The following is a 19,988-nucleotide window of genomic DNA, read 5'->3' as shown; positions in this document are numbered from 1 at the left end:
CAACGCCGCAGACCGACGGAGATAGCGATGTCGCTCCATAACATTCGCCCATGGCGGGAAATCCAGCGCCGCGAGAGTCGTCAGATCCATGTCGGCTCGGTCCCGGTCGGGGGCGGCGCGCCGATCAGCGTGCAGACGATGACGAACACGCTGACGACCGATGCGAAGGCGACGATTGAGCAAATCCAGCGCTGCGCCGAGGCGGGCGCAGATATGGTGCGCGTTTCCGTGCCGGATGAGGATTCGGCGAAGGCGATGAAGGAGATTTGCCGCGAGAGCCCGGTGCCGATCGTGGCGGATATTCATTTCCATTACAAACGCGGGATCGAGGCGGCGGAGGCGGGCGCGGCCTGCCTTCGGATCAACCCTGGCAATATCGGCAAACCCGACCGCGTGCGCGAGGTGATCAAGGCGGCGCGGGATCATGGTTGCTCCATGCGGATCGGCGTCAATGCGGGGAGCCTCGAAAAGCATCTGCTTGAAAAATATGGTGAACCTTGCCCCGAAGCGATGATCGAAAGTGGGCTCGACCATATCCGTATTCTTGAGGACAACGACTTCCACGAGTTCAAAATCAGCGTGAAAGCCTCCGATGTGTTCCTCTCGGCGGCGGCCTATCAGGGGCTGGCCGAAGCGACGGACGCGCCGATTCATCTGGGCATTACCGAGGCGGGCGGGCTGACCTCCGGCACGGTGAAATCGGCCATCGGGCTTGGCAATTTGCTGTGGATGGGGATCGGGGACACGCTGCGGGTCTCGCTCTCCGCCGACCCCGTGGAAGAGGTAAAAATCGGGTTCGAAATCCTGAAATCCCTCGGCCTGCGCCATCGCGGCGTCAACATCATTTCCTGCCCGTCCTGCGCGCGGCAGGGGTTCGACGTGATCAAGACTGTGGAAATTCTGGAGGACCGTCTGGAGCATATCAAGACGCCGATGAGTCTCTCGATCATTGGCTGCGTGGTGAACGGGCCGGGCGAGGCGCTGATGACCGATGTGGGCTTCACCGGCGGCGGCGCGGGTCACGGCATGGTTTATCTTGCGGGCAAGCAGGACCACCGGATCGATAATGACAAGATGATCGACCACATCGTTGAAGAGGTTGAGAAAAAAGCCGCCGAGATCGAAGCGGCGCAGGAGGCGGCGGAATGAAGCTGCTTCTGATCCTCGTTGCGCTGGTCGTGATCGGCTTTGCGGCTTGGGTGCGGCTCGCGCCGTCGGATCCTGAGGCCTGGCATGTCGAGCCGGAGAAGGCGAAGCGGACGGGCAAGCCGAATGACTATCTCGTCGCCGAGGGCGGGGACCGTGAGCCGCTGCGCATCACGGGCGATGCCAATGCGCTGGCGCAGAATTTTGACTCGCAGATCATGGAAAATGAGGCGGTTCAGCGGCTTGCGGGCGATCCTTCAACCGGACATGCGACCTATATCGCGCGCTCGAAGCTGATGGGCTATCCCGATTATATCTCCCTGCAGTTTACGCAAGACGGCCCGGAGACCGTTGTCACCGCCTATTCACGCTCGCGCTTTGGGCATAGCGATATGGGCGTGAACAAGGCGCGGCTGACCCGCTGGCTCGACCTGCTGGCGCAATGAGCTTGACCGGCGCGGCCCAAGAGGGCAGATCATCCCGATGATCCCCGAGGCGCGCATATCCCAGATTTCCGAGCGTTTCGCCTATATTGAGGCGAAAATGGCTAGCGGCGCGACACCCGACGAGCTGTCGCAGCTTGGCCGCGAATATGCACAATTGCGGCCCATTGTTGAGGAAATTGAGGCGTGGCGCGGGCTGGTCTCGGCCATCGCGGATGCCGAGGAAATGCTGGACGATCCGGAGATGAAGGCGCTGGCGGCGGAGGAGTTGCCCGATCTGCGCGCCCGTTTGCCGGAGGCGGAGCGGAGCCTGACCCTCGCGCTGTTGCCAAAAGACGACGCCGATGACCGCTCGGCGATCCTCGAAATTCGCGCCGGCACGGGCGGTGATGAGGCGGGGCTTTTCGCTGGTGATCTCCTGCGCATGTATCAGCGCCATGCCGATGAGATGGGCTGGCGCGTTGAGATTATGGAAGAAAATGCGGGCGAGATCGGCGGCTATAAGGAAGTCATCGCGGCGGTGAAGGGTGAAAACGTCTTTGCGCGGTTGAAATTCGAAAGCGGGGTGCATCGCGTCCAGCGCGTGCCGCAGACCGAAAGTGGCGGGCGGATTCATACCTCGGCGGCGACGGTGGCGGTGCTGCCCGAGGCGGAGGATATCGACGTCGAGATTCGCAATGAGGACATCCGAATCGATACGATGCGGGCCTCCGGTGCGGGCGGTCAGCATGTGAACACGACGGATTCGGCGGTGCGGATCACGCATATTCCGACCGGGATTGTCGTGACAAGTTCGGAAAAATCGCAGCACCAGAACCGGGCGCAGGCGATGCAGGTTCTGCGCACCCGGCTCTTCGATATGCAGCGGCAGGAGGCCGATGACGAGCGGGCCGCGGCGCGCAAGGCGCATGTCGGAAGCGGTGACCGGTCCGAGCGCATTCGCACCTATAATTTCCCGCAAGGGCGCGTCACGGATCATCGCATTAACCTGACGCTCTATAAGCTCGATCAGGTTATGGCGGGGGATTTGGGCGAGCTGACCGAGGCGCTTCGGGCCGCCGATCAAGCCGCGCGGTTGGCGGCGCAGGATGGTTGATCTGACGGTTCGCGACGCGTTGCGGATGGGGCGCGAGGCGCTTGCGGAGATAGACGGCGGTGCGCAGGATGCACGGCGGCTTTTGCAAGGGATTTGCGGGCGTAGTCTTTTCGACAGCGATCCGGTGAGTGCGGAGGACGCGGCGCGCTATCAGGCGGCGCTCACCCGCCGCGCCGCGCGGGAGCCGGTGTCAAAGATCCTCGGCAAGCGTCTCTTTTTCAAGCATGAATTCCTGACCGGCCCCGATGTTCTCGACCCACGCCCTGAGACGGAGACGCTGGTTCTCGCCGCGCTGGAGGCGCCATTTTCTCGCGCGCTGGACCTTGGAACGGGCAGCGGCGCGATTATATTAAGCTTACTGGCGGAGCGGCCGGACGCCGCTGGGGTGGCCACGGATCTTTCCGAAAACGCCCTCGCCATGGCCCTCCGGAACGCCGAAAATCTTGCGCTAACGGATCGTGTGACCTTACTGCAAGGCGACTGGTTTGCGCCGGTCACGGGCCGCTTCGATCTCATCGTCTCCAATCCGCCCTATATCACGGAAACCGAAATGGAGACGCTCGCACCGGAGGTCCGGCGCTTCGATCCGCATCTCGCGCTCACGACGGGCGGGGATGGGCTCGCGAGTTATCGGACCCTTGCGGCCGGGCTCGCGGCGCATCTTGAACCGGGCGGCCGCGCGTTTTTCGAGATCGGTTTGGAACAGGGCGAGAGCGCCAGCGCCATTTTTCGCCGGGCAGGTTTTGCCGTTGAAATCCTTCCGGATCTCGACGGACGGGACCGTGTTTTGAAAGTCACGCAGCCTTGAGCCTCGATTTTAAGGGTTGCGTTACGTTTTTCGGCATTTATAAGGGCAGAAGCACTTCAGGTTGAGACCACGGGGTTGGAGGTCGCGGAGTGCTTTGCTGATCGGTTTCTAGAAATTTGACGCTCCCTCAGGAGCGCCGGTCTTTGTGATAAACTGATGTGAAACAGAGTTTATGAGAGCTTCTAACAAATCGCGTTCGCGCAACAACAAGAACAATAACCGCGGTGGCCGTTCTTCGGGGAATGTCATCAACCGTGTCTTTGACAGCGCCGGCCCGGACGGCCGTGTGCGCGGAACCCCGGCACAAGTTATTGAAAAATATACCTCGCTGGCGCGTGACGCGCAGCTCTCGGGGGACCGTGTGGCGGCTGAAAACTATCAGCAACATGCCGAGCATTATACGCGCCTTCTGAACGAGGCGTATCGCGAGCAGGCCGAGCGCCAGAGCCGCGAGGACCAGCGCCGCAATGAGCAGCGCGGTCAGGATCAGGACAACAGCAGCGACGATGAGAGCGACAGCAACATCGTCGAAACGCCCGAGGGCAAGTCCAAGCCGGATCAAAAGGATACGGCGAGCGAGGCGGCGTCCGATGAAGGGGAAAAGCCTGCGCCGAAAAAGCGCGGTCGCAAGCCCAAGGCGGAAAAAGCAGCCGAAGAGGCGGAGGCCCAGTCTGCTGATGCGGCGGAGGGCGAAGACAAGCCCAAGACCCGCCGGCGCAAGGCCGCTGGCACGGTTGAGCCGCGCGCAGCCAGCTCCGCAGAGTGATCAAAGCCCCGCTTCGGCGGGGTTTTTTATGTGGCGGCGAGGTTTCGGGCGAGGGCGCAGAAACGTTCCAGTTCAATCTCTTCGGCCCGCGCGGTTGGCTTGATGCCGGACGCTTCCAGACGATCTTCGATATCCGGCGCGAGGCCCTTGAGGCTGGCGCGCAGCATTTTGCGGCGCTGCCCGAAAGCGGCGGCGACGGTGCGGCTCAGCACCTCCGCATCCGCCGGATAGCGCGGTTCGGGCAGAGCGGTGAGATGGACGACCGCCGAATGCACTTTGGGCGGCGGTGTGAAGGCAGCGGGCGGAATTTCCATCGCCATACGCGCCTCGCAGCGCCATTGTGCCAGTATCGCGAGCCGCCCGTAGGCCTTGCTGCCCGGCTGCGCCACGATCCGCTGCGCGACTTCCTTTTGAAACATCAGCGTCAGGCTCTGCCAAAACGGCGGCCATGTCGGCGGCGTGAGCCAGCGGACGAGCAGTTCGGTGCCGATATTATAGGGCAGATTGGCGGCGATGCGGACGGGCGGGGTCAGATGCGCGGCGGGATCGAGGGCCAGCGCGTCGCCTTCCAGCACCGTGAGGCGGCCCGGATAGGCGGCGGCGATCTCATCGAGGGCCGGAATGGCGCGGCTGTCGCGCTCGATGGCGACCACATGGCGCGCGCCTTCGGCCAGAAGCCCGCGCGTCAGCCCGCCGGGGCCGGGGCCGATTTCCAGCACATCACATTCCGACAAATCCCCCGCCTGCCGCGCGATTTTCGCGGTGAGGTTGAGGTCCATCAGGAAGTTCTGCCCGAGCGATTTTTTCGCTCTGAGATCATGGGCCGCGATCACGTCGCGCAAGGGGGGAAGGCTGTCGATCATGCCAGCTCTGCCGCCATTTTGAGCGCGGCGATCAGGCTTTGCGCATCGGCGACGCCTTGGCCCGCGATGTCGTAGGCGGTGCCGTGATCGGGCGAGGTGCGGGTGATCGGCAGGCCGAGCGTGACATTGACGCCGCCCGCGAAATCCACCGTCTTGATCGGGATCAGCGCCTGATCGTGATACATGCAGATCGCGACGTCATAGCGCGCGCGCGCCGCCGGGTGGAACATGGTGTCCGCCGGATGCGGGCCGGTAATGGCGAGACCCTCGGCTTTCAGGCGCTCGAGCGGCGGCCCGATCATGTCGATCTCCGCGCGGCCCATTTTGCCCTGCTCGCCCGCATGGGGGTTGAGGCCCGCCACGGCGAGGCGCGGACGCGCGATCCCCATACGGCGCAGGCTCGCGTCGGTGATGCGGATGGTTTCCTCAATCAGGTCCGGCGTGAGCGCGGCGGGCACCTCTTCGAGCGCGATATGGATCGTCACCGGCACGACGCGCAGACCTTCGCCCGCGAGCATCATCACGGGGCGGGGGCTCTCCGTCAGCGCCGCGAGAAATTCGGTGTGGCCGGGATAGGCGAAATCCGCGCCGTCTTTGAGCGCGGCCTTGTTGATCGGGTTGGTGCAGAGAGCGCCCGCCGCGCCCGCCGTGACCAGATCCACACCCTCGCGGATGCTGTCGATGATCGCGGCGGCGTTTTCAGGGGTCGGCTGGCCGGGCGTCACCGGCCCCGGCAAGGGGCGGTGCAGGACGGGCAGAGAGGTCGCGTGAAGCGCCGCCTCCGGCGTCTCGATCACGCTCGCGCCGGGATAAAGCGCCGCATCGCCTATGACGAAAAACGGCACCTCCGCGCCAATCGCGCCCCAGGCTTTTTGCGTGATCTCCGGCCCGACGCCCGCCGGGTCGCCCATGGTCAGCGCGACGGGTTGGCGGCTCACAACTCCTCAATCACCGCGCGGCGGCGCAGCTCCTGCAAGAGGCCCTCGCCAAGCGCGTTCAGGTTCTGGTTGAACACGGCATTCGCGGCCTGCTGCGTGGCATCGGCGACGGGGGGCATGTCCTCGCCCTCCACCGGCTCCGGCATGACCTGATCGCGCGGCGTGATGACCCGCTCGCAGAGCATCAGCATTTGCAGATTGTTGCCCTCCGTCAGCTCATAGCTGATCTCGTTGCGGTCGAGGCGGGCAAGCGCCATGGCCACATCGCCGGGCAGATTGTCCACTTCATGGGTGCCCATCTGCTGCGCGCCGTGGCTTTCGAACCCGTCGCAAGTGTCGAACTGCGTGGCCATCCCGGCGGCTTGCTGCATCGCGGCCTCATAGCCCTGCGGCATCGGGATCACGCCTTTCGCATAGGTCACGGAGACACGCATCGGCACTTTTTCCTCCCGGCGCTCGGCAAGCTGCATCACGAGGATACCGACCGGAAGCTCAAAGGTCGCGGCCTGTCCGGGGGCGGCGTTCTCAAGCTGCGAGCGCAGTTGCGGGGGCAGGTTGCCAAGGGGCATCCAGTCGAGATAGCCACCCTGAAGCGCGCTGCGCGAGCGCGAATATTGCTGGATGAGCGTGGAGAAATTCGCCCCGGCATTGGTCTGCGCGACGAGCCGCTGCGCCAGCGCGCGGGTGCCGGCCTCGCCATGTTCGGCAAAGGGCAGGGCGATTTCGCGGAGGCGGATTGTCTCGGTGACCGCGTTCTGGCGGTTGATCATCACCCCATCGACGGCCCGCTCGGAGGGCGTCGCGCGGCCCCGGAACTGCGCCTGAACCACATTGCGCCAGCTCACCCCGGCTTCGACCAGACGGCGCACGGTCGAGGCGCTCACGCCCTGTCCTTCCAGCGCGCTGATTAGCTCTTCCGGCGACATGTTTCGGCGGCCGGCATATTCCTGCATCCCGTCGGCGATATCGGCGGTGCTCGCCGCTGCGCCGACACGGCGCGCATATTGCAGTTGCAGCGCCTCGTCGATCAGCTGGTCGCGCGCGGTCGATACCGGGTCCGCGCCGCCGCCTGCGACTTCCACGAAGCGGGCGCGCTCATTGATCATGTGATAGGTGATCGCATCGCCATTCACGAGGATCGCCGCGTTTTGCGGGGCCTGCGCGGCCGCAGGCGCAGCGATCATCACCGGCATGGCCAGCGGCAGAGACATGAGCGCGAGGGCGAAAAATTTCATAGCGTTGATCCTTCAGGCGCGGCGGCCTTTATCTGCTGCATTCGCGGGCCGGATAATTGCCCGCGCTGAAACCGGCGAGCGAGAGATCCAGCCCGACATTGGTCGAGGCTTCGATGTTATTGGATGTTGTAAAGCTGCGCGACACGGAAAGGTCAAGTATCGCGCAGTCGTGACGGTAGATAAGACCGCCGCGCGCCTCGACATTTTCGTCGTCCTTGAGGTTGCGCTGAAGCCCGGCGGTGACCGACCAGCGGCGGTTCACGTCCCAGCCGATGTCGAAATCAATCTCTTCGCGGGTTTCCAGCGCCCCGGCTGTCGCGTCGGGTTCCAGATAGGCATAGGCCACATCGAAGCTGAACGGGTCGAAATTGTAATCGGCCAGCACTTCGAAGCGGGAGAGTTCGAAATCGTTGTCAAAGAGCGCGCGGGCCACGAGGCTGGTGTCTTCGGTGACGAAATAGGCGGCGCCGACGAAATCGGATTCCTTGCCGTCGAGGCCGGAAATCTCGTCGAAATCCTCTTCGGGGTCGAGGCGCAGGACCTGTCCGACCGTGGTGCCGATGGTCCAGCCCGAAGGCGCGATGCGGCGGTAATTCACCCCGATATGGGCGCGTTTGCCGGTCTCGACGCGGTCGTCGCCGGGATAGCGGTCGATGTCGAAAAGGTTGGTCTCGTCAAACTCCACCTGAAGCGAGTCGTCATTGGGCACGTCCTGGGTCGACACATCCGAGGCGACAAGCTGGACCACCGGCTCGACGATATGGGTCACGCCATCGCTGCCGGATTTCGACCATGGCCAGCGCAGATCGACCTGCGCCTGATGGCCGGTGCGCCAGATGATCTCGTCCTCGTCAAAGGCAGGATCGTCCCAGACCCGCCAGCCATCGGCGAAAATCTCGAAGGTGGTCTCGGCGCGGATGCCTGCGGGCAGGGTGAAGGCCTTGAAATAATCGCCGCCGATACCGGCGCGAAACACGGAGCGGCCCTCTTCGCGGTAAAGGCCGAGCGCGTCCGCCGAGAGGCCGAACCGCCCGCCACCATAGTCATCGTCGAAGGTGCGGCGGAAGGTCATATCGGGCAAGACGAAGGGGATCTCGCTCTTGTCTACATCGTCGCGGAAATCCTGAAAGGCGAGCATCGAGACGGCGAAATAGTCATGCGCGCGGAGCCGCGAAATGGTGACGATGGAGGTCAGGCGGTCCGTGTCCGAATAGTCGTAATCGGAGAGGAAACTTTCGTCATCGGCGGCGTTCACATCGGCGTTGAAGAGATAGCCATTGCCGAGATCGGCCCAGGCGTCGATGGAAATCATGCCGCGGTCGGCGGTCAGATCGCCTTCCTCCATCAGCGCAAAGGCCCCGTTGATCCGCAGCCCGCCGCCGGAGAAGTTCAGCCGGTATTCCGGCTCGAAGAGCACCGTCCCCATGCTGGTGACGAAGGGCGTGAGTGTGACATCCGAGCGCGGGCCGAGAACGTAGAAAAACGGCAGTTTGACCCCGAGACCATAGACGCCGGAATGGGTGATATGGGCGGGCAGAATGCCCGAGGCGCGGCCCGCAGAGGGGTCGGCCATGCGCAGGCGCGGCAGGCCGAAGATCGGGACACCGAGGAGGTCGAACCGGGCGTCCTCAAACCAGATCTGGCCCTCCACCTCGTCGCGCAGGATCTTGGCGGCGCGGATACGCCAGAGGGGGGTGTCCTCCGTCTCGCAGATCCCGCAAGCGGTGGCGGTGGCGTTGAACGCGGTGGTCCAGCGCCCGGCGGTGCGTTTGGCTTCGGCGGCGGCGATCTGGAAGCGCTCGTCGAGCAGGAGCCGCGCGCCGTTGATCAGCGCGTCCTCCATCTCGTCGTCGATCACCGCATCTTCGGCGGTGACGACCTCGCCATCCGGGCCTTGCAGCAGCAAATCCTCGGCGCGGATCTCGCCGGTGGACTGGTCATAGATGACGCGGCTCGCGGTGAGGCGGCCTTCCTCGGCATAGATCTCGACATTGCCCTCGGCGGTGACGAGATCGCCATCGACCGTCACCATATCGGCAATCAGCGCCGATTGCTGGGCAAGGGCCGGTGTGGCCAAGGTGAGCACAAGGGCCGCGGCACGCAGCATCAGCCATCCTCCAGATGCAAGAGCAGCGAGAACGCAAGCAGGATCGCTGCAATCGGCGGGGTCCAGGCCGCGACGCCGACCGGCAGGTTTCCGGCGATGCCGAAGCTGCGGGAGATATCTTGCAGAATATAAAGCACAAAACCGGCAAGGAGCGCCATGGTGACGCGGAGGCCCACGCCGCCAAAACGCACATGGCGCATGGCGAAGGCCGAGCCGATCATGACCATTGCCGCCATCAGGATCGGTCGGGCGAGCAGGCTTTGGAAATGCACCCGCCATGCGGTCGCCGAGAGGCCGGAACTTTCCAGCCGATCAATGACGCCCGGAAGCTCCCAAAGCGGGATCGCGCCGGGTGTCGCGAAACTGCCGAGGATATCAGCGGCTGAGAGCGGGGTCGGCACGAGCGCTTCGGTGAAATCTTCGGCGATGGCGGCCGGGTTGCTCTCGGGCCGGTCCATTGGCCAGATGCGGCCGTTTTGCAAAAGCCAGCCCTCATCGGTCAGTTGCGCCTGATCGGCGGAGATCCGGTCGCGCAGGCGCCCGTCAGCATCGTAGCGGTAGAAGATCGCGTCGGTCAGCAGGTCGCCCGAGGGCGCGATGCGGCGGGCGGAGATGATCGCGCTTTCGCCGTTGTCCTGTTGGCGCAGCCAGATCGCGCCGCCCGCGAGGGTGATCCGGCTGGTGGGGGTCTCGCCGTAACGTTCCAATATGCGGTCTTCCGCCGGGCCGGTAACGGCGGCGAGCGGGTCGAGGATCAGCGTCAGGAACCCGCCGATCAGCAGCGCCAGCCCGGCGACGAGGCCCATGGTGCGCACCCCCGAAAGGCCCGCCGCGCGGATGATGACCAGCTCGGAACTGCGGGCGAGGCCGATGAAGAGCCAGAGGCTCGCCACGAGGAAAATGATCGGCAGGGCCTGTTGCAACAGCTCGGGCAGGCGCAGGAGGGTCAGCGCGGCGATATCGGCGAAGGATGCGCCCTCGCCGGAATATTCGCGGGTCTGCTCGAATCCGTCGAGCAGCGCGATCAGCAGGGCGAGCGAGCAGAGCGCGCCGGTGAAGCTGCGCAGGAAACGGCGGAGGATGTAGAGCGAGAGGGTCATATGGCGCGCCAGCTCCTGCGATCAAGGGTGACGAGCGCCGCCGTCCAGATGAGCGCCGCAAGCGCCGGGGCGTAGATCATCGGGGCCAGCGCCGGGTTGTCCTCGGCCTGCCCGGAGATCAGCTTGACCGCGATATAAGCGAGGGTGGCGACGATCAGCGCGCGAATGAGGGGCCGGCGGCTTCCGCGCCGCGAATAGCTGCCGGTGGTGTAGCTTGCGCCTGCGACAAGTGGGAAGACGAAACCGAGCAGGGCGAGGCCAAGACGGGCATGGGCCTCGGCGCGATATTCGCCTGCATCGCGATCCGTCAGCATATCCGCATCCGGCGCGAAGAGGGCGGGCAGGGCGTAATAGCGCGGGCGCATCTCGACCGGCTCGCTCTCGATCATGCCGCTTAAGTCCATGGAAAAGCGCTCGAACCGCCCGCTCTCGATCTCCCTCGCATCGCCCGCGCGAATGACCGTGCCGTCGAAAAGCATCAAGAGGGGCGTGCCCTGATCGTTGCGGGTGAGCAGGGCGCGGGTGGCGCTGTAGGTGACTTCCTGCGCCGCGTCGCGCCGGTCCGAGATGAAGATGCCGCGAATTTCACCGGCGCTGGAACTGTCCGTGAGAAAGAGAGTCACGCCATCGACCGGCTCGATGAACTGGCCGTCCTGAAGGATCGCGGCGGCGATGTCCTGTCCGATTTCCTGCCGTTGATCCGCGAGATCATAGCGGGCTTTGGGGGCGAGGAACCCGGCGAGGATCACCACCATCAGCGCCACCACCAAACCGAACGCGCCAATGGGGCGGAGCAGCGCGGCGGGCGTTTGGCCCGCCGATTTCATCACCACCATTTCGCTCTCCCGGGTGAGCCGCGACAGGGTCAGCATCGTGCCCGCCAGCGCCGCGACGGGCAGCACATCGACCATGACCGGCGGGATCAGGAGCAGCGAGAGCGACAGGATGCGCCCGACCGCTTCGCCGGACCCGGCCACCAGCTCCACGACACGCAAGCTCTGCCCAAGCCACACAATCCCCACAAGGAGCAGCGCGAAAAAGGCAAAGGGCCCCATGAGCTGTGTGAAAAGATAGCGGTCTAGGCGCATATTTGCTCCGGTGGTTCTCAAGGGTTGTGCCGCGTTCTGCGTTGACTGGTCAAGAGAGGCGCGAGGCAATAGCATCAATCCGTCTGTAATGAATCGCTGCCAAAGGATGGTGCCATGACCGAGATGCCGAAACTGGATTTCAAAAAAATGACTGCAAAAGCGGTGACGGGCGCGGCGCGTCTGGTTCTGGTTTCGGGCACCAAGCCGGGCAAGGAGGCCGAAGCGTTCCTGAAACGCGTGGCCAAACCGATCAAGGACGCCAAGGAGGGCGAGGTTCTGCGCTTTGCCTATGCGGCGGAGTTGAAGGCGGAGGAGGTGTTCGTCGTCAAGCTGAAGGCCACGGCGAAGCCCGAGGACGCGCGCAAGGCGGGCGCGGATGTCGCCAAGGTGCTTGGCGCGAAAAATGCGGTGATTGCGCTCGATGGCGTGAAGGAGGCTGGCGAATTTGTGTTCGGGCTGGCGCTGCGGGCCTATCGGTTCGATCAGTATAAGGCGGATGCGAAATCCGCGCCGACCTTCACCATCCTGCACAGCAAACCGGCCAGTCTGGAGAACGGCGATCACACGGCGCTGGCCGAGGGGGTGTATTTCGCCCGCGATCTTGTGAATGAGCCCGCCAATATCCTCACCACCGAAAATTATGCCGAACGCCTTGCCGAGATGAGCAAGCTTGGCCTTGAGGTTGAGGTGCTGGACGAAACGGCGATGGAAAAGCTCGGGATGCGGGCGCTGCTCGCGGTCGGGCAGGGGTCGGCCAGCCCGTCGAAACTGGTGGTCATGCGCTGGAATGGTGGCGGCAAAGCCAAGCCGCTGGCGCTGGTCGGCAAGGGCGTGGTGTTCGATACGGGCGGCATTTCGATCAAGCCCGCCGCCGGGATGGAAGCGATGGTCGGCGATATGGGCGGCTCGGCCACGGTCGCGGGCACCATGAGGGCGCTGGCGCTGCGCAAGGCGAAGGCCAATGTGGTCGGCGTCGTCGGCATTGTCGAAAACATGCCAGACGGCAAGGCGCAGCGGCCTGGTGATATCGTCAAATCCATGAAGGGCGACACGATTGAGGTGATCAACACGGATGCCGAAGGCCGCCTCGTTCTCGCCGATGCGCTTTGGTATGTGCAGGAGAAGCACGACCCGGCAGCGATTATTGATCTGGCGACCCTGACCGGCGCGATGCTGGTGGCGCTTGGCCATGAATATGCCGGAATTTTCTCCAATGACGACAAGTTTGCAAACCAGTTCCTTAAATCGGCGGACCGGGCCGGGGAGCAGGCGTGGCAGCTCCCGATTGGTCCCGCCTATGACAAGCTGATCGATTGCCCTAAGGCGGATATGAAAAACGTCGGCGGGCGCTATGCCGGGTCGATCACGGCGGCGCAGTTCCTCCACCGCTTCATCAAGCCGAAAATGCCGTGGATCCATATCGACATTGCGGGGGTCTCCGACACGCCGAGCGATACGGATCTCGCGCCGAAAGGGGCAACCGGCTGGGGGATCCGCGCGCTCGATCAGCTTGTCCGCGATCAGTATGAGGGCAAATGAGCCAGCATGGGCGAGGTTCTTTTCTACCATCTGACACGCGCGCCGCTGATCGAGACGCTCTACACGCTGCTCGACAAAAGCCTCTCGCGCGGGTGGCGGGCGGTGGTGCAGACGGGGATGGCGGACCGGCTCGATGATCTCGATCTGGCGCTCTGGACAAGTCGCAAGGAGGGGTTTTTGCCCCATGGCACGGCGTCCATGGGGATGGAGACGGAGCAGCCCGTGTTCCTGACTGCCGGAACGGAGCGGCCCAACCAGCCGAACCTTGTTTTTTTGGTTGAAGGGGCCGCTTTTGATCCCACAGAAGTGAGCGGACTCGACCGTATGTGCCTGTTATTCAACGGCCATGACCCGGAAGAAACCGAAGCGGCCCGCGCCTCCTGGCGCGCCGCGACAGCCGCAGGGCTGACGGCAACCTACTGGGCCGAGGGCGAGCGTGGCTGGGAGAAAAAAGCGAGCAATGGCTGAAGCGGAATGGCGTCTCCATATCGGGGCGCATAAGACGGCGACGACGCATCTTCAGGACACGCTCGCCGCGATGGCGGACGCGCTGGCCGCGCAGGGCGTGGCCTATCTGCCGCGCGACGCGGTGCGACCGATTCTGCAAAAGCATCTCTGGCGGCCGAATTGGCGGTATCAGTTCGGTGGTGCGGCATTTGAGCGGGGGATTGCGGAGGATTTGGCGGCGCTGTCCGGTCTGCCCGTCCGGATCGTGTCCGAAGAGAATATTCTGGGCCGATGCGCGCAAATACTTGACGCGCAACCTTATCCGCGCCTCGAACAGCGTGTGCCGCAGATTGTTCGCGGGATGGCGGAGGGTGCGCCGGTGCGTCTGTTCCTCTCGATCCGCTGCTTTGCTGGCCTCGCGCCGGGCGCTTATGCGGAGGGCCTGCATCTGCGGCAATGTCGCCCCTGCTATCTCACTGCGTTCCGCGAGCGGATCACCGAAGCGCCGCCACGTTGGACCGGTATCGTTGATCGCCTGCGGGCTGCGCTTCCAGACACACCGATAACCATCTGGCGACAGGAAGATTACGGCGACCACGCATCGCATATCATCGCCGCGCTCACGGGCTTGCCGCGCGCGGTGTTTGACGACATGCCCGACCTTCCGCCGCCGCAGATCACGCAAACGCCGTCTGCCGCTGCGGTTGTGGACATGGAGGGGCGTTATCGCCGGTTTCAGCCCAAGGCGGCGTGGCGGGCGGAAACCGCCGCCATTGTGCGCGCGATGCCCGTCAGCGACCGCTTCCCCAAATTCGACCCGCTTTTGGACGCAGAAAAAGCCGCGCTACAGGCGGCTTATGCGGAGGATTGGGCGGCGCTGGCGCAGATGGACGGGGTGACACGGATCACGGTTTAGACGTCAGCGGCGCAGATGCATTTCGTTGCCTTCGATGGTGAGGCTGAAATGCTGGAGGAAGTTCATCCCCAGAAGCGCCTGATCCATCTGGCCGTCCACGACAATCCCGCGCATGTCGTTGATCTCAAAGGGGCCGAGGGCGACGGAATTGAGCGTCACCGGTGCGCCGCGGGTCACGCCATTGGCGGTGCGCACTTCGGTCATGAAAACGAGATTTTCCGGATCGCGCCCGATGCGTTCAATGTCGCGATGCGTCAGCGCGAGCGTGCTGGCACCGGTGTCGACCATGGCGTCGATCTCGACCCCGTCCACTTCGATGCGGGTGTAGAAATGGCCGTCCGGACTGCGGGTCAGGATGACTTCTCCGGCGGCGATGACGGGCGGTTTGACGGGGTTGAGGAAGTTCTTCACCGGCTCCTGAAATCGGTAAAGCGCCATCGCGCCGACGATGATAAGGGCCCAGATTCCAAGGGATTGCACCGCCTTGCCGAGCCGCATCCGGTAGGAGCCGAACAGCATCGACGCAATCGCGATCCCGAAAAGGGACAGATAAAGCAGGCGCGCAGTGTCATCCCCGGTCACAGAATTCCCAAACCCTTCATGCCATCCACCACAAATTGCACCGCGAGCGCCGCGAGCAGCATCCCCAGCAGTCTAGAGATGAGGTTGATCCCCGTCTGGCGCAAGATGCGTTCCAAAAAGTTACCGGAGGAGAAGAGCAGGAAGCAAATGCTAAAGACGGCGATCAGGGCGGCATAAACCGCTGCGAGGCCGCTGAGATTGCCCTCTTGCTGACCCGTGAGAAGGATCATCGTGGTCAGCGCGCCGGGTCCGGCGAGGAGCGGAAGGGCGAGCGGAAAGACGGCGGGGTCCGGGCGGTCATCGGCTTCGGCCTGATCTTCGCGGCGCTGGGTGCGCTTTTCAAACAACATTTCGATGGCTGTCATAAACAGCAGCAGCCCGCCGGAAATGCGGAAGGCGGGCATCCCGATCCCGATGGTGGAAAGCACGGTTTCGCCCGCTACGCCGAAGAGCAGCATCAGGCCGAGGCCGACCGCGATGGCGCGATATGTGATGCCGCGGCGGCGCTCCTTGCTCATGCCTTGGGTGAGGGCGAGATAGATCGGCGTGAGGCCGACCGGGTCCACGATCACGAAAAAGCTGACGAACGCCGCGATGAAAATTTCGGTCCATTCCGCCATGTTAACCGGCCTCCCTGTCGGCTGCGTCCAGAGCGTTTTGCGCCTGCATCCAGGCGTCTTCGGCCTTCTCGATCATGCGCATCAGTTCCGCATGTTTCTCCTGCATTTCGCGGGTTTTCTCAAGGTTGTCGGGATCATAGAGCTTCGGATTGGCCAAATGCGCGTCGAGTTTGAGGCGCATGATGTCCAGTTTTTCGAGCCGCGCTTCGGCCTCGGCGGCGGCTTTTTCGAGGCTCTTGCGGTCTGATTTGGACGCGGCAGGCTTTGGCGCGGGCTTGGCCGGAGTAGGCTCCGGCTTCGCCTGTTTGGCGGCCTTCGCGCCCGGCTCCTGACCGCCGCGCTCGGAGAGCAGCAGGCGGCGATAGGTGTCGAGATCGCCCTCATAGCCCGTTACTGCGCCGCCTTTAACGAGCCACAGCCGGTCCGCCACTGCGCCGAGCAAATGCGGATCGTGGCTGATCACGATCACCGCGCCTTCGTAATCGTTGAGCGCCATGATCAGCGCCTCGCGACTCTCCATATCGAGGTGGTTGGTCGGTTCGTCGAGCAGGATGAGATGCGGCGCGTCGATCATCGCGAGCAGCATCGCCAGCCGCGCTTTTTGCCCACCCGAAAGGTCGCGCACCTTGTTGTCGGCAATCGCGTTGGGGATGCCGGAAGAGGCCAACCGCGCGCGGAGTTTGGCGGGCGGCAGATCGGGCAGGGCGCGGGCGAGATGCTGAATCGGCGTCTCCTCGGCGCGCAGCTCGTCGAGCTGATGCTGGGCGAAATAGCCGATCTTGAGCTTGGAGGCGCGGGTGATGTCGCCCTCCATCGGGTCGAGACGTTCGGCCAGAAGCTTGGCAAACGTGGATTTGCCTTGCCCGTTTGCACCCAAAAGGGCGATACGGTCATCCGGGTCGATGCGCAGGTTGAGATGGTGCAAAACCTTGCGATCTCCGTAACCTACGGCGACATCTTCAAGCCGCAGAATGGGCGGGGACAGCTCCGTCGGGCTGGGGAAGTTGAACGCGGCCACGCCGGTTTCGACCACATCGGCGATGACCTCCATCTTCTCCAGCATCTTGAGGCGGCTCTGCGCCTGTTTGGCCTTGCTCGCCTTGTAACGGAAGCGGTCCACATAGCTTTGCAGATGCGCGCGGGTCGCGTCCTGCTTCTTCTTCGCGGCGGCCTGCTGCTCGCGCTGCGCGGCACGGCGGCGCGCGAATTCATCATAATTGCCGGCGTAATAGGTCAGATTGCGATCTTCGAGATGCAGGATGCCGGTCACCGCGCGGTTCAGAAGCTGGCGGTCGTGGGAGATGATCAGCGCCGAATGGGGGTAGCGGGCGATGAAGTTTTCCAGCCACATCGTGCCTTCGAGGTCGAGATAGTTGGTCGGCTCGTCGAGCAGCAGCAAATCCGGCGCGGAGAACAGCACCGCCGCCAGCGCGACGCGCATCCGCCAGCCGCCGGAGAAATCCTTGCAAGGGCGTTGCTGCGCTTCGGCGTTGAACCCGAGGCCGGAGAGGATCGCGCCCGCGCGGGCCTCAGCCGAATAAGCGTCGATATCGGCGAGCCGCATCTGGATCTCGGCGATCTCCATGGGATCGGTTGCCTCATCGGCCTCGCGGAGCAGGCGCGCGCGTTCGGTATCCGCTTGAAGAACCGTTTCCAACAGGCTGATATCGCTGGCGGGTGCCTCCTGCGCGACACCGCCGATGCGGGCGCGTTTGGGGATGCTGATCTCACCCGATTCCGGCGCGATCTCACCCCGGATAAGCCGGAACAGCGTGGTTTTGCCCGTGCCGTTGCGCCCGACGATCCCGACCTTGTGGCCTTCGGGGATTCGGGCGCTCGCCTGATCGAACAGGGCGCGGCCATCAATGCGGTAGGTCAGATCACTTATCGTCAGCATGATCTCCCCTAACACCCGCCTTTGACCGGGGCCAGTCTGATTTGGGCTAGGCAGCGGCGCGGACGCATGTTAACCGGGCGCAAATCTAGAGCAAAGGAGCCTCGACATGGCTATTGAACGCACGTTTTCGATGATCAAACCCGACGCAACCGCCCGTGACCTGACCGGCAAAATCGTGGCGAAACTGGAAGAGGCTGGCCTGAAGGTCGTCGCCCAGAAACGCCTGCGCCTGTCGCGCCGTCAGGCCGAGCAGTTTTATGCGGTCCATGCCGAGCGTCCGTTCTTCGGCGAGCTGGTCGATTTCATGTCCTCCGGCCCCATCGTGGCGCAGGTTCTCGAAGGCGAGAATGCGATTGCGAAAAACCGCGAAGTGATGGGCGCGACCAACCCGGCGGAAGCCGCGGAAGGCACCATCCGCAAAGAGTTCGCCCAGTCGATTGGCGAGAACTCGGTCCACGGTTCGGACGCTCCGGAAACCGCGCAGGAAGAGATTGCATTCTTCTTCTCGGGTCTCGAAATCGTCGGCTAATCTTAGGGTTAGGCGAAGTTTTTAAAGGGCCGTCCTTCGGGGCGGCCTTTTATTTTGCGAGGAATTTGCGGAGCATGGCCGGGTAGAGGCGATGCTCATGGGGCAGGAGTTTCGCGGCGAGGCTGTCCGGCGTGTCGCCCGCCTCAATCGGGATTTCGGCCTGCCCGAGGATCGGGCCGTCATCCAGTTCCGGCGTGACCAGATGCACGGTGCAGCCATGGACCGCATCGCCCGCCTCAATCGCGCGGGCATGGGTGTGCAGACCTTTATATTTCGGGAGCAGGGACGGGTGGATATTCAGCATCTTGCCCTCCCATTTGCGGACAAACGCCGCGTTCAGCACCCGCATGAAACCGGCAAGGCAGATCACATCGGGGTTTGCTTCGCGCAATGCCGCGTCAAGATCGGCCTCGAACTCCTCGCGGGCGCGGCCCTTGCTCGGCACGGTTTGCGTGGGGATCCCGAGGGCTTCGGCTTTCTCCAACCCGCCCGCGCTCGCCTTGTTCGACAGGACGAGGATTGGCTCGGCATAGTCGGCCGCCTGCATATCCTTGACCAGCGAAACCATGTTGGACCCGCTGCCCGAGATCAGAATCGCGACGCGCGGTCGGCTCACAGAGCGCCCTCATAGGTGACGCCGCTGCCCGATGTGAGTTGCCCGAGGCGCGTGACGGTCTCGCCTTCGGCTTCCAGCAATTCGGCAATCGCGTCCGCCCGGTCTGGTGCGACGGCGAGGATCATGCCGATCCCGCAGTTGAAGGTTTTCAGCATTTCGGTCTCGTCGAGTTGAGCCTCGCCGCGCAACCATTTGAAAAGCGGCGGCAAGTCCCAGGCATCGAGATCGACCGTCGCGCCGACACCTTCGGGGAAGAGGCGGGGCAGGTTCTCGGTCAGCCCGCCGCCGGTGATATGGGCGAGGCCGTGGACGCCGTCCGCGCGGATCGCTTTGAGGAGCGGTTTCACATAGATGCGGGTCGGCGTGATCAGCGAGTCGCCGAGAGTGCCGCCGTCGAAATCCGAATCCCATGTCTGGCCGCTCTGCGCGACCAGTTTGCGGATAAGCGAATAGCCGTTGGAATGGACGCCGGAGGAGGCGAGGCCGAGCAGCACATCGCCTTCCGCCACATCCTGCGGCAGATGCGCGCCCCGGTTCATGGCGCCGACGGCGAAGCCCGCGAGGTCAAAATCATCGCCCGCATAGAGGCCGGGCATTTCCGCCGTCTCGCCGCCGATGAGCGCGCAGCCGGAAAGCTCGCAGCCCTTCGCAATGCCTTCGATGATGGTGGTCGCGCGGGCGGTGTCGAGTTTGCCAGTCGCGAAATAGTCGAGGAAAAACAGCGGCTCCGCGCCTTGGCAGATCAGATCATTGACGCACATGGCAACGAGATCCTGCCCGATGCCGTCGAACCGCCCCGTCTCCAGCGCGACCCGCAGCTTGGTGCCGACCCCGTCCGTCGCGGCGACCAGAACCGGATCGTCATAGCCCGCGGCCTTCGGGTCAAACAGCGCGCCGAAGCCGCCAAGCCCCGCCATCATCCCGCTACGCGCCGTGCGTTTGGCCGCCGGTTTGATCGCTTCGACCAGCGCATTGCCCGCGTCGATATCAACGCCAGCGTCTTTATAAGTGGTGGGGGTGGGCTTCGATGTCATGAGATCCTCCGGCTTTGCGCCTCTCATAACGAAGGCCGCGCGCCCCGCCAAGTCCGATGCGACTTGACCTCTCTGGACACGCGGCTTAGGGCAGTCTTGGCGGGCCTGTAGCTCAACGGTTAGAGCAGAGCGCTCATAACGCTTTGGTTGGGGGTTCAAATCCCTCCGGGCCTACCACATTTCCAAATATCCCTTTGAATGCGGGCGCATGGCCCGGC

At 63.8% G+C, this 19,988-nt stretch carries 20 protein-coding genes and 1 tRNA gene; 10 read left to right on the top strand and 11 right to left on the bottom strand.

The window, feature by feature from the left end; genetic code table 11:
- Positions 1–27: 27 nt before the first annotated feature.
- The 5 genes from ispG to ACMA5I_RS05955 all read left to right on the top strand — a co-directional run bounded on the left by ispG (position 28) and on the right by ACMA5I_RS05955 (position 4,259).
- Positions 28–1,149: a flavodoxin-dependent (E)-4-hydroxy-3-methylbut-2-enyl-diphosphate synthase gene (gene ispG, locus ACMA5I_RS05975; RefSeq protein WP_525885326.1), complete on the top strand. Its 1,122-nt coding sequence runs from the start codon at positions 28–30 to the stop codon at positions 1,147–1,149.
- On the top strand, positions 1,146–1,592 hold the full coding sequence (locus ACMA5I_RS05970; protein WP_525885325.1) for a DUF1499 domain-containing protein: 447 nt from the start codon (positions 1,146–1,148) through the stop codon (positions 1,590–1,592). The genes ispG and ACMA5I_RS05970 overlap by 4 nt, the downstream gene beginning before the upstream one ends.
- Before the next feature lie 37 nt (positions 1,593–1,629).
- On the top strand, positions 1,630–2,685 hold the full coding sequence (gene prfA, locus ACMA5I_RS05965; RefSeq protein WP_525885324.1) for a peptide chain release factor 1: 1,056 nt from the start codon (positions 1,630–1,632) through the stop codon (positions 2,683–2,685).
- A 1-nt stretch (position 2,686) separates the two neighbouring features.
- Positions 2,687–3,493, top strand: a complete 807-nt coding sequence (gene prmC, locus ACMA5I_RS05960) for a peptide chain release factor N(5)-glutamine methyltransferase (RefSeq protein ID WP_525885659.1) — start codon at positions 2,687–2,689, stop codon at positions 3,491–3,493.
- A gap of 172 nt (positions 3,494–3,665) precedes the next feature.
- Positions 3,666–4,259, top strand: coding sequence for a DUF4167 domain-containing protein (locus ACMA5I_RS05955; RefSeq protein ID WP_525885323.1), 594 nt, complete (start codon positions 3,666–3,668; stop codon positions 4,257–4,259).
- Positions 4,260–4,285: 26 nt separating this feature from the next.
- Here ACMA5I_RS05955 and rsmA read toward each other — a convergent pair whose 3' ends face one another.
- Genes rsmA through ACMA5I_RS05925 form a run of 6 tightly spaced genes read right to left on the bottom strand, consistent with a single transcriptional unit; the run spans position 4,286 to position 11,590 of the window.
- Entirely contained in the window at positions 4,286–5,122 is an 837-nt protein-coding gene (gene rsmA / locus ACMA5I_RS05950) for a 16S rRNA (adenine(1518)-N(6)/adenine(1519)-N(6))-dimethyltransferase RsmA (protein WP_525885322.1), read from the bottom strand.
- Complete coding sequence (gene pdxA / locus ACMA5I_RS05945; RefSeq protein WP_525885658.1) at positions 5,119–6,033, bottom strand: 4-hydroxythreonine-4-phosphate dehydrogenase PdxA; 915 nt, start codon at positions 6,031–6,033, stop codon at positions 5,119–5,121. The genes rsmA and pdxA overlap by 4 nt, the downstream gene beginning before the upstream one ends.
- Positions 6,034–6,056: 23 nt before the next feature.
- On the bottom strand, positions 6,057–7,295 hold the full coding sequence (locus ACMA5I_RS05940) for a peptidylprolyl isomerase (RefSeq protein ID WP_525885321.1): 1,239 nt from the start codon (positions 7,293–7,295) through the stop codon (positions 6,057–6,059).
- A gap of 28 nt (positions 7,296–7,323) precedes the next feature.
- Positions 7,324–9,402 (bottom strand): LPS assembly protein LptD, encoded by a 2,079-nt coding sequence (gene lptD, locus ACMA5I_RS05935; RefSeq protein ID WP_525885320.1) that lies wholly within the window; start codon positions 9,400–9,402, stop codon positions 7,324–7,326.
- Positions 9,402–10,502 (bottom strand): LPS export ABC transporter permease LptG, encoded by a 1,101-nt coding sequence (gene lptG, locus ACMA5I_RS05930; protein WP_525885319.1) that lies wholly within the window; start codon positions 10,500–10,502, stop codon positions 9,402–9,404. The genes lptD and lptG overlap by 1 nt, the downstream gene beginning before the upstream one ends.
- Positions 10,499–11,590 (bottom strand): LptF/LptG family permease, encoded by a 1,092-nt coding sequence (locus tag ACMA5I_RS05925; protein WP_525885318.1) that lies wholly within the window; start codon positions 11,588–11,590, stop codon positions 10,499–10,501. The genes lptG and ACMA5I_RS05925 overlap by 4 nt, the downstream gene beginning before the upstream one ends.
- A 114-nt stretch (positions 11,591–11,704) precedes the next feature.
- On the opposite strand from ACMA5I_RS05925, the gene ACMA5I_RS05920 reads away from it, so the two are divergent.
- From ACMA5I_RS05920 to ACMA5I_RS05910, 3 genes are read left to right on the top strand one after another with little or no spacing between them, the layout of a single operon-like run.
- Positions 11,705–13,129, top strand: coding sequence for a leucyl aminopeptidase (locus tag ACMA5I_RS05920; protein ID WP_525885317.1), 1,425 nt, complete (start codon positions 11,705–11,707; stop codon positions 13,127–13,129).
- Positions 13,130–13,135: 6 nt separating this feature from the next.
- The gene (locus ACMA5I_RS05915) at positions 13,136–13,597 is read left to right on the top strand and encodes a DNA polymerase III subunit chi (RefSeq protein ID WP_525885316.1); all 462 of its coding nucleotides are present in this window, start codon (positions 13,136–13,138) and stop codon (positions 13,595–13,597) included.
- Positions 13,590–14,492 carry a hypothetical protein gene (locus tag ACMA5I_RS05910; protein WP_525885315.1) on the top strand — a complete coding sequence of 301 codons (903 nt, stop codon included), beginning with the start codon at positions 13,590–13,592 and terminating at the stop codon, positions 14,490–14,492. Before ACMA5I_RS05915 ends, ACMA5I_RS05910 begins: the two co-directional genes overlap by 8 nt.
- Positions 14,493–14,495: 3 nt before the next feature.
- On the opposite strand, the gene ACMA5I_RS05905 is transcribed toward ACMA5I_RS05910, so the two are convergent.
- From ACMA5I_RS05905 to ACMA5I_RS05895, 3 genes are read right to left on the bottom strand one after another with little or no spacing between them, the layout of a single operon-like run.
- Positions 14,496–15,074 (bottom strand): retropepsin-like aspartic protease family protein, encoded by a 579-nt coding sequence (locus ACMA5I_RS05905; RefSeq protein WP_525885314.1) that lies wholly within the window; start codon positions 15,072–15,074, stop codon positions 14,496–14,498.
- The gene (locus ACMA5I_RS05900) at positions 15,071–15,694 is read right to left on the bottom strand and encodes a MarC family protein (RefSeq protein WP_525885313.1); all 624 of its coding nucleotides are present in this window, start codon (positions 15,692–15,694) and stop codon (positions 15,071–15,073) included. The genes ACMA5I_RS05905 and ACMA5I_RS05900 overlap by 4 nt, the downstream gene beginning before the upstream one ends.
- A 1-nt stretch (position 15,695) precedes the next feature.
- Positions 15,696–17,591 carry an ABC-F family ATP-binding cassette domain-containing protein gene (locus ACMA5I_RS05895; RefSeq protein ID WP_525885312.1) on the bottom strand — a complete coding sequence of 632 codons (1,896 nt, stop codon included), beginning with the start codon at positions 17,589–17,591 and terminating at the stop codon, positions 15,696–15,698.
- Between the two features lie 106 nt (positions 17,592–17,697).
- Between ACMA5I_RS05895 and ndk the strand changes: the two genes are divergently transcribed.
- Complete coding sequence (ndk, locus tag ACMA5I_RS05890) at positions 17,698–18,120, top strand: nucleoside-diphosphate kinase (protein WP_525885311.1); 423 nt, start codon at positions 17,698–17,700, stop codon at positions 18,118–18,120.
- A 49-nt stretch (positions 18,121–18,169) separates the two neighbouring features.
- Here the strand turns inward: ndk and purN are convergent, their stop codons facing one another.
- The gene (gene purN, locus ACMA5I_RS05885) at positions 18,170–18,736 is read right to left on the bottom strand and encodes a phosphoribosylglycinamide formyltransferase (protein ID WP_525885310.1); all 567 of its coding nucleotides are present in this window, start codon (positions 18,734–18,736) and stop codon (positions 18,170–18,172) included.
- The gene (gene purM, locus ACMA5I_RS05880) at positions 18,733–19,770 is read right to left on the bottom strand and encodes a phosphoribosylformylglycinamidine cyclo-ligase (protein WP_525885309.1); all 1,038 of its coding nucleotides are present in this window, start codon (positions 19,768–19,770) and stop codon (positions 18,733–18,735) included. The genes purN and purM overlap by 4 nt, the downstream gene beginning before the upstream one ends.
- A gap of 101 nt (positions 19,771–19,871) precedes the next feature.
- Between purM and ACMA5I_RS05875 the strand changes: the two genes are divergently transcribed.
- Positions 19,872–19,947 (top strand) — tRNA-Ile (locus tag ACMA5I_RS05875).
- Positions 19,948–19,988 lie beyond the last annotated feature (41 nt).

Source organism: Jujubicoccus corallicola (genome assembly GCF_047345645.1).
Classification (GTDB): Bacteria; Pseudomonadota; Alphaproteobacteria; order Rhodobacterales; family Rhodobacteraceae; genus JBLEFH01.
Note: the sequence above shows the minus strand (reverse complement) of the source record. Positions and strands in the feature narration are given on the sequence as shown.

Excerpts from the sequence above, each read along its gene's own strand:
- ispG (WP_525885326.1), top strand. The coding sequence starts at position 28 with ATGTCGCTCCATAACATTCGCCCATGGCGGGAAATCCAGCGCCGCGAG.
- ACMA5I_RS05970 (WP_525885325.1), top strand. The coding sequence starts at position 1,146 with ATGAAGCTGCTTCTGATCCTCGTTGCGCTGGTCGTGATCGGCTTTGCG.
- prfA (WP_525885324.1), top strand. The coding sequence starts at position 1,630 with ATGATCCCCGAGGCGCGCATATCCCAGATTTCCGAGCGTTTCGCCTAT.
- ACMA5I_RS05955 (WP_525885323.1), top strand. The coding sequence starts at position 3,666 with ATGAGAGCTTCTAACAAATCGCGTTCGCGCAACAACAAGAACAATAAC.
- rsmA (WP_525885322.1), bottom strand. The coding sequence starts at position 5,122 with ATGATCGACAGCCTTCCCCCCTTGCGCGACGTGATCGCGGCCCATGAT.
- pdxA (WP_525885658.1), bottom strand. The coding sequence starts at position 6,033 with ATGGGCGACCCGGCGGGCGTCGGGCCGGAGATCACGCAAAAAGCCTGG.
- ACMA5I_RS05940 (WP_525885321.1), bottom strand. The coding sequence starts at position 7,295 with ATGAAATTTTTCGCCCTCGCGCTCATGTCTCTGCCGCTGGCCATGCCG.
- lptD (WP_525885320.1), bottom strand. The coding sequence starts at position 9,402 with ATGCTGCGTGCCGCGGCCCTTGTGCTCACCTTGGCCACACCGGCCCTT.
- lptG (WP_525885319.1), bottom strand. The coding sequence starts at position 10,502 with ATGACCCTCTCGCTCTACATCCTCCGCCGTTTCCTGCGCAGCTTCACC.
- ACMA5I_RS05925 (WP_525885318.1), bottom strand. The coding sequence starts at position 11,590 with ATGCGCCTAGACCGCTATCTTTTCACACAGCTCATGGGGCCCTTTGCC.
- ACMA5I_RS05920 (WP_525885317.1), top strand. The coding sequence starts at position 11,705 with ATGACCGAGATGCCGAAACTGGATTTCAAAAAAATGACTGCAAAAGCG.
- ACMA5I_RS05915 (WP_525885316.1), top strand. The coding sequence starts at position 13,136 with ATGGGCGAGGTTCTTTTCTACCATCTGACACGCGCGCCGCTGATCGAG.
- ACMA5I_RS05910 (WP_525885315.1), top strand. The coding sequence starts at position 13,590 with ATGGCTGAAGCGGAATGGCGTCTCCATATCGGGGCGCATAAGACGGCG.
- ACMA5I_RS05900 (WP_525885313.1), bottom strand. The coding sequence starts at position 15,694 with ATGGCGGAATGGACCGAAATTTTCATCGCGGCGTTCGTCAGCTTTTTC.
- ACMA5I_RS05895 (WP_525885312.1), bottom strand. The coding sequence starts at position 17,591 with ATGCTGACGATAAGTGATCTGACCTACCGCATTGATGGCCGCGCCCTG.
- ndk (WP_525885311.1), top strand. The coding sequence starts at position 17,698 with ATGGCTATTGAACGCACGTTTTCGATGATCAAACCCGACGCAACCGCC.
- purM (WP_525885309.1), bottom strand. The coding sequence starts at position 19,770 with ATGACATCGAAGCCCACCCCCACCACTTATAAAGACGCTGGCGTTGAT.